Annotated in this window: 12 protein-coding genes; 5 read left to right on the top strand and 7 right to left on the bottom strand. The window is 29.7% G+C overall.

Annotated features, from left to right (window positions below):
* Position 1: 1 nt before the first annotated feature.
* Together P161_RS0100855 and P161_RS0100850 are read right to left on the bottom strand one after the other, a co-directional pair.
* The gene (locus P161_RS0100855) at positions 2–1,648 is read right to left on the bottom strand and encodes an ATP-binding protein (protein WP_026775213.1); all 1,647 of its coding nucleotides are present in this window, start codon (positions 1,646–1,648) and stop codon (positions 2–4) included.
* Between the two features lie 177 nt (positions 1,649–1,825).
* A complete protein-coding gene (locus P161_RS0100850) occupies positions 1,826–2,851 on the bottom strand; it encodes a glutamine synthetase beta-grasp domain-containing protein (protein ID WP_026775212.1) in 1,026 nt (341 codons plus the stop codon).
* A gap of 167 nt (positions 2,852–3,018) precedes the next feature.
* Between P161_RS0100850 and P161_RS0100845 the strand changes: the two genes are divergently transcribed.
* Both P161_RS0100845 and P161_RS0100840 read left to right on the top strand, forming a co-directional pair.
* Entirely contained in the window at positions 3,019–5,202 is a 2,184-nt protein-coding gene (locus tag P161_RS0100845; RefSeq protein WP_026775211.1) for a glutamine synthetase III, read from the top strand.
* Between the two features lie 646 nt (positions 5,203–5,848).
* The gene (locus P161_RS0100840) at positions 5,849–7,051 is read left to right on the top strand and encodes an AIR synthase related protein (RefSeq protein ID WP_026775210.1); all 1,203 of its coding nucleotides are present in this window, start codon (positions 5,849–5,851) and stop codon (positions 7,049–7,051) included.
* A gap of 201 nt (positions 7,052–7,252) precedes the next feature.
* On the opposite strand, the gene P161_RS0100835 is transcribed toward P161_RS0100840, so the two are convergent.
* The 5 genes from P161_RS0100835 to P161_RS0100815 all read right to left on the bottom strand — a co-directional run bounded on the left by P161_RS0100835 (position 7,253) and on the right by P161_RS0100815 (position 10,795).
* Positions 7,253–7,786, bottom strand: a complete 534-nt coding sequence (locus P161_RS0100835; protein ID WP_026775209.1) for a hypothetical protein — start codon at positions 7,784–7,786, stop codon at positions 7,253–7,255.
* On the bottom strand, positions 7,740–8,393 hold the full coding sequence (locus P161_RS0100830) for a hypothetical protein (RefSeq protein WP_026775208.1): 654 nt from the start codon (positions 8,391–8,393) through the stop codon (positions 7,740–7,742). Before P161_RS0100830 ends, P161_RS0100835 begins: the two co-directional genes overlap by 47 nt.
* Complete coding sequence (locus P161_RS0100825; RefSeq protein WP_036841126.1) at positions 8,386–9,183, bottom strand: TIGR04255 family protein; 798 nt, start codon at positions 9,181–9,183, stop codon at positions 8,386–8,388. Before P161_RS0100825 ends, P161_RS0100830 begins: the two co-directional genes overlap by 8 nt.
* 278 nt (positions 9,184–9,461) lie before the next feature.
* Entirely contained in the window at positions 9,462–9,983 is a 522-nt protein-coding gene (locus P161_RS0100820) for a superoxide dismutase family protein (protein ID WP_026775206.1), read from the bottom strand.
* 26 nt (positions 9,984–10,009) lie between these two features.
* Positions 10,010–10,795: an MBL fold metallo-hydrolase gene (locus P161_RS0100815; RefSeq protein WP_026775205.1), complete on the bottom strand. Its 786-nt coding sequence runs from the start codon at positions 10,793–10,795 to the stop codon at positions 10,010–10,012.
* A gap of 98 nt (positions 10,796–10,893) precedes the next feature.
* Here P161_RS0100815 and P161_RS0100810 point away from each other — a divergent pair, with 98 nt between their 5' ends.
* From P161_RS0100810 to P161_RS0100800, 3 genes are read left to right on the top strand one after another with little or no spacing between them, the layout of a single operon-like run.
* Entirely contained in the window at positions 10,894–11,907 is a 1,014-nt protein-coding gene (locus P161_RS0100810; protein WP_026775204.1) for a DUF368 domain-containing protein, read from the top strand.
* On the top strand, positions 11,908–12,918 hold the full coding sequence (locus tag P161_RS0100805) for a DUF368 domain-containing protein (RefSeq protein ID WP_026775203.1): 1,011 nt from the start codon (positions 11,908–11,910) through the stop codon (positions 12,916–12,918).
* Complete coding sequence (locus P161_RS0100800; protein WP_026775202.1) at positions 12,896–13,651, top strand: shikimate dehydrogenase; 756 nt, start codon at positions 12,896–12,898, stop codon at positions 13,649–13,651. Before P161_RS0100805 ends, P161_RS0100800 begins: the two co-directional genes overlap by 23 nt.
* Positions 13,652–13,762 lie beyond the last annotated feature (111 nt).

The following is a 13,762-nucleotide window of genomic DNA, read 5'->3' as shown; positions in this document are numbered from 1 at the left end:
TTTATAATTTTATGGGCATTTCAATTTCAAAAATTGTATTTTCTGTAGATTCAATTTCTAAAGTACCATCAAAGATTTCTACACGTTCTTTTATATTTTTTAGTCCAGAACCTAATTTTACTTCCTTTATATTAAAACCAATACCATTATCAAAATAATACAAAGACAAAACATTATCGAACTCAGTTAATGAGATTCTTATTTTAGTAGCTTTGGAATGTTTTATGGAATTGTTAATGAGTTCTTGAACAATTCTAAAAAGATTTATTTCCTGTTCTTTGGTAATTAAAGAGCTTTCTTTTTTTGTTAAATCTTCAAAACGAATAGATGCTTCCGAAGATTTTTGAATATTTTCTACATAATTAATTAAAGTAGCACCAATGCCAAATTTATCGATACTTGTGGGCATTAAAACGTTGGTCATTTGCCTAATTTCGTTGATGGTCGAATCAATCATGTCTTTTAAGCTTTCTTTGTGTTCGTTTGCTTCAACTCGGTTTTGAACGTACAATTTTATGGTGGTTAATAAAGGGCCAATTCCATCATGCAATTCTCTTGCTAATCTTCTTCTTTCATCTTCTAAATGTTTTACAAGCAAACGTTTATTGGTAATGTTTATCTTGTTTTCTGCAATTCTAAATTTCTCTAATTTATCTCGCATTTTTATCAAACTTCTACCTAGTAAATCATGATTACTTTTCGGTTTGTAGGTAGACGAAAGGTTCATTTTTCCTATATCAACCGAAAAATCTACAGCCCCAACAATGGCTATTCTTAAATTTTCTAAAGCTTTAAACATTGCTGCTATTTCAGTAGGACTTTTCTCTAGAACTAACTTTTCATTATAATTCCCTTTAGCCATTACAAGAAGGCTTTTTTGTATCTTTTTTATTGGGTTTGTAATGATTCGCGTTAAAAATAAAGAGATAATTACAGATAATGTTAAGATGATTAGTGTAAAGAAAAGTAGTTTTAAGCGCATTTCTTTTAAGGGAATCGTAACTTCATCCACATCAATTTCTGATAGTAAAACCCAATGTAAATTGTCTATTTTCAAAGAACTATAAGCACTATACACATCAATTTTTCTGTAGTCAAAAAAAATGCCTTCTCCATTTTTATCGGTAATTCCATCTAAAACCCCAATGGTTTTTGCTTCGATTAAATAAGGTACTTTTTCTGGAAAAAAACGAGATTGAGAGCGCAATCTATAATCGCTTCCAACAATATAGGATTCTCCACTTTCTCCCATTCCAGTTCGTTCTAATAAGATTTCTTCTAACTTATTATATGGAACTACCTTTAATAATCGTTTATTATCCTTAATTTTAATTAAGCCAATAGATGTTTCTTTTGTAGGGTGTAGGTGTGTTAGATCATAAATCCCTGCTTTTAAATACTTGTTGTTTGGCAAGTTAATTTTACTATTATCAACAAAAACTTCTTCAGTTTCATTAAAAGTTTTCCATTCTTTTTGAACAAGATTTTCTATTTGAATTTTTTTAAGTGTTTTTATGGAGGTTAAATGATACAAAATACGTTCGTCTAAAACCTTTGAAAATTCAAAATAAAAAATAAGGGAAAGTGCAATTACAACTAAAATTACTAAACTATTAATGATTAATAAAATTAATTTTTTAACGCTCATTGTATTACAATTATGAATATTTTTTTAGATAATTAAAATTCAGTCCATTAGAATAGTTGTTGTTGGCTTGCAATAACAACTATTTTCGGTTCGATGTTATTTTGTTACTTCTTTGAACTAAAAAACTCCGAAATATAAACTTCGGAGTTTTTCAATTTTTTATATAAGTTGTAAAACTTAGCTAATATTAGCCGATTTTACAGTTTTTATAATTCTACCTGCAATCTTGTAAGGATCTCCATTAGATGCTGGTCTTCTATCTTCTAACCAACCTTTCCAACCTTTCTCTACAGTAATAATAGGAATTCTAATTGAAGCTCCTCTATCTGAAACTCCCCAAGAGAAATCGTGAATCGATGCAGTTTCATGATCACCAGTTAAACGTTGGTCGTTAAACTCACCATACACAGCAATATGTTCTTTTACAACAGGTCTAAAAGCTTCACAAATTTTAGCGTACGTTTCTTTATCTCCACATGTTCTTAAAACTTCGTTAGAGAAGTTTGCGTGCATTCCAGAACCATTCCAGTCCATATCTTTTCCTAATGGTTTAGGGTGATATTCAATATAATAACCATATTGTTCTGTTAACCTGTCTAATAAATAACGAGCAATCCAAATTTCATCACCGGCTTTCTTAGCGCCTTTTGCAAACAATTGGAATTCCCATTGTCCAGAAGCAACTTCTTGATTAATTCCTTCAAAGTTTAAACCAGCATCAATACATAAATCTGCATGCTTTTCAACTAAAAGTCTTCCATGTGTATTTTTACCACCTACAGAACAATAATACATTCCTTGTGGAGCAGGATACCCACCAATAGGGAAACCTAAAGGCAATTGAGTTTTTGAATCCATAATAAAATATTCTTGTTCAAATCCGAACCAGAAATCATTATCATCATCATCTATTGTAGCTCTTCCGTTAGAAATGTGTGGAGTACCATCAGCATTTAAAACTTCAGTCATTACTAAGTAACCATTTATTCTTGTAGGATCTGGATACACAGCAACTGGTTTTAATAAACAGTCAGAAGAACCTCCAGAGGCTTGTTTTGTAGATGAACCATCAAAAGACCACATTCCAAGTTCTTCAACAGTTCCTTTAAAGTTTTTGTGCTCTTCAACTTTTGTTTTACTTCTCATGTTTTGGGTTGGAAAATATCCATCTAACCAAATGTATTCTAATTTAATTTTTGCCATAGTAAATGATGATTTTGTAATTTTAATACTGCAAAAATGAAATATTTTACTTACATATCAAAAAAAAGAGGGGTGTATTTTTAATAATCGTTTAAAAATAATTTTATCCCTAATTTTTATGGGGTATATTTGTAATAAGTTTAATTTTATCCTTTAATAATCATATTATGTCAACAATTAGATTTTCGGCATTACAAGAAACCTTAAATAGAAAACCTATAAAAATTATAGAAACAGAAAAAAGATCTGTTTTATTTGGGCAAAATGTATTTAACAAATACGCTATGCAACAATACTTAACAAGAGCTGCATACACAAGTGTTATGAATGCTATTGATAAAGGAACTAAAATAGATCGTAAAATAGCAGATCAAGTTGCAGTAAGTATGAAAGATTGGGCTATTTCTAAAGGCGCAACTCATTATACACATTGGTTTCAGCCATTAACTGGAGCAACAGCAGAAAAACACGATGCTTTTTTTGAATCAATCAATGGTAGTTTAGCCATGGAGAAATTTGATGGAGAGCAATTAGTGCAACAAGAACCAGATGCTTCTAGTTTTCCAAATGGAGGAATCAGAAATACGTTCGAAGCTAGAGGTTACACAGCTTGGGATCCTACATCACCAGCTTTTGTGTATGAAACAACTTTGTGTATTCCAACCATTTTTGTGGCGTATACAGGTGAGGCTTTAGATAATAAAACACCTTTGTTAAGAGCTTTGCAAGCAATCGATACTCATGCAACCGCTGTTTGTAAATATTTTGATAAAAATGCTAGTAAAGTAAACGCAACTTTAGGTTGGGAGCAAGAATATTTTTTAATTGATGATGCTTTGGCTACTTCAAGACCTGATATTTTAATGACTGGTAGAACCTTATTGGGGCACACACCTGCAAAAGGGCAGCAATTAGATGATCATTACTTTGGTAGTATTCCTGCAAGAGCTATGAGTTTTATGCAAGATTTAGAGCAAGAATGTATGTTGTTAGGCATTCCTTTAAAAACAAGGCATAATGAAGTTGCACCCAATCAGTTTGAATTAGCCCCAATTTTTGAAGAAGCAAATTTAGCTGTAGATCATAATGCGTTGTTAATGGATGTGATGCACAAGGTTTCTGCACGTCATCATTTTAAAGTGCTTTTTCATGAAAAACCATTTACAGCAATCAATGGGTCAGGAAAACATAACAATTGGTCTTTATCTACAGCAGATGGTATCAATTTATTAAGTCCAGGAAAAACACCCATGAAAAATTTACAGTTCTTAACCTTTTTTGTAAACACCATAAAAGCTGTTTACGAAAATGAAGAATTGTTAAGAGCTTCCATTGCCTCTGCAAGTAACGATTATAGATTAGGAGCAAATGAAGCACCACCAGCTATTATTTCTGTGTTTATTGGCACACAATTATCAGCAGTTTTAGATGAATTAGAAAACGTAACCAAAGGAAAATTATCACCAGAAGAAAAAACCGATTTAAAACTAAACATTATTGGTAAAATTCCTGAAATTTTATTAGATAATACAGACAGAAATAGAACTTCTGCATTTGCGTTTACTGGAAATAAGTTCGAGTTTAGAGCAGTTGGTTCAAAAGCAAATTGCGCCATTCCAATGACGGTTTTAAACACTATTGTTGCCAAACAATTAAAAGAATTTAAAATTGAAGTAGATGCTTTAATCGATACTAAAAACCTTAAAAAAGACGAAGCAATTTTCAATATTTTAAGAGAATACATTAAGGACTCTAAAAAAATACGTTTCGAAGGCGATGGTTATGGAGAAGCTTGGGAAAAAGAAGCGAAGAAACGAGGTTTAAGCAATAACAAAACTACTCCAGAAGCGTTACAAATTAAGGTTGCTAAAAATACAATTCATCTTTTTGAAGAAATGGAAGTGATGAATAGAATTGAGTTAGAAGCGCGATACGAAATTGATTTAGAGGAATATACAAAGCGTTTGCAAATTGAAAGTAGGGTTTTGGGCGATATTGCAAGAAACCATATTGTGCCAACAGCCATCAATTATCAAAATACATTGTTAGAAAACACCAAAAATCTAAAAGAAGTTTTTGGTGCAGATTATAAAACCATCGCAAAAGAGCAAATCGAGTTAATCATGATAATTTCCAATCATATTACCGAGATTAATTCACTAACCTTAAAAATGATTGACGAACGCAGAAAAGCAAATAAGTTAGAAGGTTTAAAATCTGCAGAAGCGTATAGCAAAAAAGTAAAACCATTTTTTGAGGAAATTCGTTATCACTGTGATAAACTAGAAACTATGGTAGATGATAATTTATGGCCATTAACAAAATACAGAGAATTGTTATTTACCAGATAAATTATAACTTTTATGTGGGCGTTTTAACAGGCTTTCCACTATATCTTTTTATGCTGAATTTATTTCAGCATCTGTATATTTTTAAGAACTAATTTTATTACTTTTAACAGATACTGAATCTAGTTCAGCATAAAAAGGATGTCGTTTCAATCCTTAACGCATATCGCAAACTCAAAAGAACAGTTATAAAAATAAGCGAATCGATTTTTCTAAACCTCACAGGTTTTCAAAACCTGTGAGGTTTTTATTTCATCAAACTGATTATACAAATAAAAATCTAGCCAGTTTAATCACAATTTAGGCTATATCATCTATGTCCCTATGTGGTCAATTAAAACTCATTCAATCTTGAACGAATATTGAAATGTTTAGAAAAGGGAGTCAATAAAATAAATTAATAAATATTTTAAACCTCACAGATTTTTTGTGTTGAACTTGTTTCACCATAAAAATCGGTGAGGTTTTTACCACAATTTAGGCTATGTTTTCTATGTTACTATGTGGTCAATAATTTTTTAAAAAAAACATTAATTATTACCAAAATTCAATAGATGTTATTTAAGGATAAATTTCTTAAAAATAATTTCACTTTATTTTCTACTGTTTTTTTAATCAAAAGCCTAAATTTGCCAAACAACACAGCAATATGAGTCAAGAAGTTTCAAAACGTTACGCACAAAGAGGAGTATCAGCATCTAAAGAAGATGTACACAATGCCATTAAGAATATCGACAAAGGATTATTCCCAAAAGCATTCTGTAAAATTGTACCAGATTATTTAACCAATGATGATGATTATTGTTTAATAATGCATGCAGATGGAGCAGGAACAAAATCTTCTTTGGCATATATGTATTGGAAAGAAACTGGCGATATTTCTGTGTGGAAAGGCATTGCACAAGATGCTTTAATCATGAATATCGATGATTTATTGTGTGTTGGTGCAACTAGTAATATCATGTTATCATCGACCATTGGTAGAAATAAAAGTAAAATTCCTGGCGAAGTTTTATCAGCCATCATCAACGGAACAGAAGAACTGATTGAAGACTTAAAAGGTTTTGGAGTTACGATTCATTCAACTGGAGGCGAAACTGCAGATGTTGGAGATTTGGTAAGAACCATTATTGTAGATTCTACTGTAACTGCAAGAATGAAACGTTCTAAAGTTATTGACAACGCAAATATAAAAGCTGGAGATGTAATTGTGGGTTTAGAATCTTTTGGACAAGCAAGTTACGAAACCGAATATAATGGAGGAATGGGTTCTAATGGATTAACATCTGCAAGACACGATGTTTTTCATAAATATTTAGCAGATAAATATCCAGAAAGTTTTGATGCTGCTGTTCCAGAAGAATTAGTGTATTCAGGTCAAGTAAAACTTACAGATGAGGTTGCAAACTCGCCAATTGATGCAGGTAAACTAGTTTTGTCGCCAACAAGAACCTATGCACCAATTATCAAAGAAATTTTATCAAAATTCAATTCAGATAAAGTTCATGGAATGATTCATTGTTCTGGAGGCGCACAAACAAAAATTTTACATTTTGTGGATAATTTACATATTGTAAAAGATAATATGTTTCCAATTCCACCATTATTTAAATTGATACAAGAACAATCTAAAACAGATTGGAAAGAAATGTATCAAGTTTTTAACTGTGGTCATAGAATGGAAATCTACGTTTCTCCAGAAATTGCAGAAGATATTATTGCAATCTCTAAATCTTTTAATGTGGATGCTAAAATTGTGGGAAAAGTTGAAGTTTTTAATTCTGATGAAAATCAGAACCAAACTAAGAAATTGACTATCAAAAGTGAATTCGGAACATTTGAGTATTCGTAGATTGCTCTTTATAAATCAAAAATTTAGTTATAATTTATTTTATAAATCAGTTTCGTGTAAAGCCACATTAATTTTTTAACATGAAGTTCAATAGTATATTTCGAAAATTGGATTCAGTTTTTCAATTCTATTATTTTTGAAAAAACCTGAATTTGAGTTATAAGAATTTTTAACTTATGTTTCGGATATAGGCAAAAGTTTTTAAATTAATTCACTCCCATTCCATTCGTTAGATTCAGGATCAGGGTCAGAATAGAACCTTGATTTTATTGTGATGTTTTTTATCTTATGGCTTATTTCAGCAGGAAGCTGAACACCTTTTTCAACAGTATAATCAATTTTTATATCTGCGTGATAAGGATTTTTTACAGGTTTTGTAAGTGGACTATAAACAGTTCTTAGTTCACTATCTTCTATTTCTGAAGCTTTTAATAGTGAAAAACCAAAATAACTTCGTCTTTCACTTGTGTTCTCAAAAAATTTTGCAAGTTTTTTCAAGAAAATAGGTGTTGTAAAATCTAATCTGTTTACTGATATTTCATCTTCTCCAGCTCTAGGTTTGTAAAAACTGTTATTTAATTTTTTTCCGTTTTTGTGCAGGTTTATAGGTGAATAAACAGCACGAATTATTAACTCAGTTCCGTTAATTTTATTTGGAAGAGATATTTTTTGATTTTTATTCTTAGCATTAAATAGCTTGAATAAACTCAGAAAGTTTTTTAGCCTCTTTAGCATTAATTAATTTATTGTTGAAAAACATAACATTTGTTGAAGCCATTTCAACAAAATAAGAAAATGAATTATTGCCTATTTCTAATGAGACCATTTCATTTTCTGAATTTTCCCATTCAAAAGTAATTGTACCATTTGGGTTTGGATGAAAGTCACTTATAGTACAAAAAATATTTTCTCCAATCAAATCTAAAAGTTGAATTGAATTTGTTGCGCTTTCTATTTCTAAGGGAACTGCTCCATAACCATCCCAACTTTCAGTTAAAGATTTAAATGAAAGAATGCTTTTAAGTAAAGAGTTTTTTGAAATTTTTCTTTTAGAAATAACATTAATGTTGTGGATGTATTTAACTAAACCTTGATTGATGGTTTCGTTATATTCACAGGTTGTTGTTATTTCATTCTTATTTGAATTTTCAAATTTAAATGATTCAGTAGCAGAAGCCTCATTTGTTGATACTAAACTAGCACCAACTAATAAAGATGTTAGAAATACATTGTTTTTAAAAGCTATAGTAGGATTTAATTTAGATTGTTCAAAAACATATCCAGAAAAATCGCGTATTTCCTCTAAAGTTCTTTCATTGTCTATAATTTCAATTTTAGCCATTTAAAAGTTGTTTTGTATTGTCATTAATTAACCAGTTAAAGATATTAAAAATTTCTGAATTCATTAATTTTGATTCAGATATAATATTTTTTCTTTCAATTAATTCTTGTCTGTATAAATCAATGTCTATTATTAATTGTCCCAATTCGGAATTAAGTTGTGGTGGGATATTTAACCCATATTTAATATTAAGATATTTATCATCTTCTTTATAATTTAAAGACTGTATACTATGGTTGATTAAATTTCTATTAGGAAAATCTTGAATATGTCCGACTAAATTTGGGTTAATTAAGAAGTTTAAAATATCTGAAGGATTTTCATTATTTTTAAACTCAACGATATTAATCTTTCTTATAGCTAATCTCTTAATAGAATTTATTTTGCATAAATCTAAAAAAGTTATAATATTATTTATGTCTTGTATTAAATTTTCAAAGGAAATATAAGAGCTTCCTCCAATTGTAAAACTTAATCCAGTTTCATTAATATCTATAATACGTTGTCCATTTTCGGATTTCATATTTATATTATGACCATTGTTTACTTGCTGAAAATTTGCATTTTCATTATTGAGAATAATCTCAAATCCTTTTCCTTTTCCACCAGTTAGTCTTGGAAAATTAGTTTTGAAAATTTGACCTATTTCAGATTCTTTAGATTCTAAATTTAGACATTTTTCAAATTGTAATTGAAAAACTACAGTTTTAAGAAAATTTTTATTATACTTTTTATGTTCTACTTTTGGAAATCCAAACACTTTTTTGATATAATTTATAATTATTTGCAAAAATACATTTTAATATCTTAATAAAAAATCAAAATTTATTATCTTTAAATAGGGGGTGTTAAATTATTGCCAAATCCTTATTATAACAAATTTTAGTATATACATCCCATAAAACAAACGTGACTTGATAATTTTTTTATATTACTATTGTTCCGTAAATATAATTTATTTTTTTCAGTAATATAAAAGTTTAACCTATTGAATTTCAATTAACTTAAAACCCAAAAAAAAGCCACTAAAAAATTAGTGGCTTTCTATAGATTAAATATTTTGTAAAATTATTGTACTTCAATCACTCCACAAGCAACTCTTGCTCCAGCTGCTCCAGAAGGTTGAGATGTAAAATCATCTACTCCTGCATGTACTATAATTCCTTTACCAACAATGTTTTTAGTTTCATCATCGCCATTTATTGCCCAGAAATCGCTTTCTTTTTCAATAGTTGCAACACCATTTTCATCTGCTTCTAAGTTTCCAATATCTCCACTATGGAAATCTCCTTCTTTCCATTTTCCATGATCATGGCTTGTTGGGTTCCAGTGTCCTCCAGCAGAGGTTCCATCATCAGAAGAACAATCTCCATTTTCGTGAATATGAATGGCATGTGTTCCTCCAGGTGTTAACCCTTTAATGGTTGCTTTCATCATTACCTTTCCATTACTTTCTGTAAAAGTTAAGTTTCCAGTAACATTACTTCCGCTTTTTGGAGATAAATTAGCAACTGCTGTTTTTTCTACATTTTCTGTACAAGAGAATAATGCTACACAGCAAATTAAGATTCCTATTTTTAAATTTTTCATGTTTAATTTCTATTTTTAGTTAATAATTATTTTCTATTTGGGTACCAATTCCACTGAATTACTTCAATATCAGTATTTTTTTCATTTACAATTGTTTTGAACTTTTCCACATCACTTAAACCTTCTGTTCCTCTATAATGATAAGGATATACTTTTTTTGGTTGAAACGCTAAAACACCATCAGCAGCACTTTCTACAGTCATTGTGTAGGGTAAATTCATACACACAAAAGCTTTGTCGATATTTTTTAAATTGCGCATTTCAGGAATATCTTCTGTATCGCCAGAAAAGTAAATTCGTTCGGTATCAATCGTTAAAACATAACCATTTCCTCTTCCTTTAGGATGAAATTTTAAAGCTTCTTCTCTTAAATTATACATAGGTATTGCTTCAACCTTAAAGTTATCGAAACTTTTTTCTTCACCATTATTGATGACAATTATTTCTTTAACTTTTAAATCACTTAATTGTTTAGCAACAGCTTCTGGAGCAATAATAGTTGTAGTTTCTAAATCTAAACTTGCTAAAGTTTCTTTGTTCATATGATCTCCATGAATGTCGGTTATTAAAACATAATGGGCATTTTCAAAATCTGCAAAAGCTTCTAAACCACCTGTAGGATCTAAATACATTATAGTATCATCGAACTCAATTACTGTAGTTGCATGACTTATGGGTGTTATTTTAGTTTCAGAAACTGCTATTTGTTCTTCAACTGGAGTCGTTTCTTTATCAGCGGTTTTTTTTACATCATTTTTACAAGCAAAAAAAATAGTTGCAAAAAGAGTCAATAAGATTAGTTGTTTTTTCATTTTTATAATATAGTTAATCTCAAAGATAAGAATATTGAAAAAAAATCTTGGTATGATTTCTTTATTTTCTTTTATCTTCGTTTTTTAAAAAATTGATAATGAGTAGAAAAATTAAAGATTATGTGGTAATTGGCTTAAAAGGAATGGCAATGGGTGCTGCAGACGTAGTTCCTGGGGTTTCTGGAGGTACAATTGCTTTTATATCTGGTATTTACGAGGAATTATTAGGTTCTATTAGCAATGTAAATGTGGGGTTGTTTAAAACGTTAAAGAATGACGGTTTTAAAGCAGCCTGGAAACAGTTGAATGGTAATTTTTTATTAGCCTTATTTATCGGTATTTTTATCAGTATTGTTTCTTTAGCAAAAGCTATTAAATATTTATTAGAAAATCAGCCTGTTTTGTTGTGGTCTTTCTTTTTTGGTTTGGTATTGGCGAGTATTATTTATATCGCAAAGCAAATTACAAAATGGAATTTAATCTCGATAATCATCTTAATCTTAGGTGCTTTTTTAGCCTTTTACATAACTACTTTAAATCCGTTAGTTTCGGAAAGTTCATCTTCACTTTATATTTTGTTTGCGGGTGCTATTGCAATTTGTGCCATGATTTTACCAGGAATTTCAGGTTCTTTTATTTTAGTTTTATTAGGAGCTTATAAGCCAATTTTAGATGCTGTTACCAATAGAGATTTTAAAACAATCTTAATTTTTATGACAGGTGCAGTGGTTGGTTTATTAGCGTTTTCTAAAATTTTAAAATGGTTATTTGCCAATTATAAAAATTACACCTTAGCAGTTTTAACAGGTTTTATCATCGGTTCTTTAAATAAAATTTGGCCTTGGAAACTAACGCAGTCTGTTTTTGATAAATCTTCGAGTGCTGTTGTACCATTTAACGAGGTAAGCAATGTAGGTAGTTTGTCAGTATATCAAAAGCAAATTGATAATTTTGAAACTTACAAAGTAGCTTTAGAAAAAAGTATTTCTCCTTTTCAGTATACAGAGGTAAATTTAGGACTGGATTCTCAATTAATTCCTGCGCTTATTTTAGCGGTTGTTGGTTTTGTGCTTATTTTATTGATGGAAAAATTAGCCGTTAAAAAGCAGTAAATGCTACAAGAAAGAACTTTTCCGCAAAAAGTAACGTTGTTCTTTAAAGGGTTAGCCATGGGTGCTGCCAATAAAGTTCCTGGTGTTTCTGGAGGAACAGTTTCTTTTGTTTTAGGTTTTTATGAAGAGTTGATTTATTCTTTTCAAAAAGTGAATCTAAAAGCCCTGAAGTTATTATGGGCTGGCGAGTTCAAAAAATTTTATCACTATACAAATGCGCAATTTATTTTCCTTGTAATGGGAGGTAGTTTGTTCAGTTATTTTAGTGTTTCCTTATTACTAGATTATTTTTTAAAAAACTACGAACTCTATGTTTGGAGTTGGTTTTTTGGGATGATCATTGGCTCAATTTATTACATTGGTAAAGATTTTGGAGGTTGGACAAAAAGGAATTTTATCTCTTTAATTATAGGAGCAAGTATTGGTGTAGGCATTAGTTTTTTAACACCAGCAGTAGAAAATGACAATCTTTGGTTTGTTTTTATTTGTGGAATTATTGGTGTTTCTGGCATGACATTGCCTGGGCTTTCAGGTTCTTTTATTTTAATATTGTTGGGCAATTATGTATTGCTTTTGGTAGATTCTGTAAACGCTTTATTATACATAATGACTAATTTGCTTACAGGTAATTTTGATGTTTTATCAGACCCAATAAAAATAAGATACCTAAAAATAATAGCTGTTTTTACTGGAGGTTCTGCATTTGGTTTGGTTTCTATTTCGCATCTTTTAGGCTATGTGTTAAAACATTATAATAAAATAGTAAATGCAGTTATTATTGGTTTTATTACAGGTTCTTTAGGCATTGTTTGGCCTTGGAAAAAAACGATTTATGTAACTGACAATGGAGTTGTTTCTTTAGATACAAAAGGAAATAAAATAGTTGAAAATTACGAACGTTTTATTCCAGAAACATTAAATTTAGAAACAGGTTTAGCCATATTCTTTATATTTTTGGGAATAGGATTAATATTAGCAATTGATTATTATGACAGGAGAAGAAAAAAATAAATTGTTTGGTTTGTTAGGAAAAAATATTTCCTATTCATTTTCAAGAGGATATTTTACGGATAAGTTTGAAAAATTAAAACTTAAAAAAAGTAAATATGTAAATTTCGATTTGCAAAATATAGAAGATTTTCCTAAAATTATCGATGAAAATGAGCATCTAAAAGGGATCAATGTAACCATTCCTTATAAAGAAGAAATTATTCCTTTTTTAAGTAAGGTCGATAAAACTGCTAAAAAAATTGGTGCTGTAAATACTATAAAATTCACAAAAAGAGGGAATTTAAAAGGCTATAATTCGGATGTTGTTGGTTTTGAAAACTCTTTACTTCCGTTGTTAAAAAAACACCATAAAAAAGCTTTGATTTTAGGAACAGGAGGCGCATCCAAAGCAATTGCGTTCGCATTAAAAAGAAATGGTATTACCTATAAGTTTGTTTCTAGAAATCCTGAAGGGAAAAAAGAAATTTCTTACGATAGTTTAACGCAAGAAGTTATAGAGAAACATACAATTATAATCAATTCTACACCTTTAGGAACGTTTCCTGATGTTGATAAATGTCCAAACATACCTTATCAATTTATCACAAAAAACCACATTTTATACGATTTAATTTACAATCCAGCAATCTCTACTTTTTTATCAAAAGGAAAAGAAAAAGGAGCAATTACTAAAAACGGATTGCAAATGTTAGAGCTGCAAGCAGAAGAATCGTGGAGAATTTGGAATCAATAATAACAAATTATAAATTTTACTTATAATGATAACTTGTGGTTCACATAAGTTGTCTGTATTTTTACAAACAATATAATTATAGTATTATATTAAGACCTTTAAACATTGTAT

The organism is Polaribacter sp. Hel_I_88 (assembly GCF_000687935.1).
Lineage (GTDB): Bacteria > Bacteroidota > Bacteroidia > Flavobacteriales > Flavobacteriaceae > Polaribacter.
Note: the sequence above shows the minus strand (reverse complement) of the source record. Positions and strands in the feature narration are given on the sequence as shown.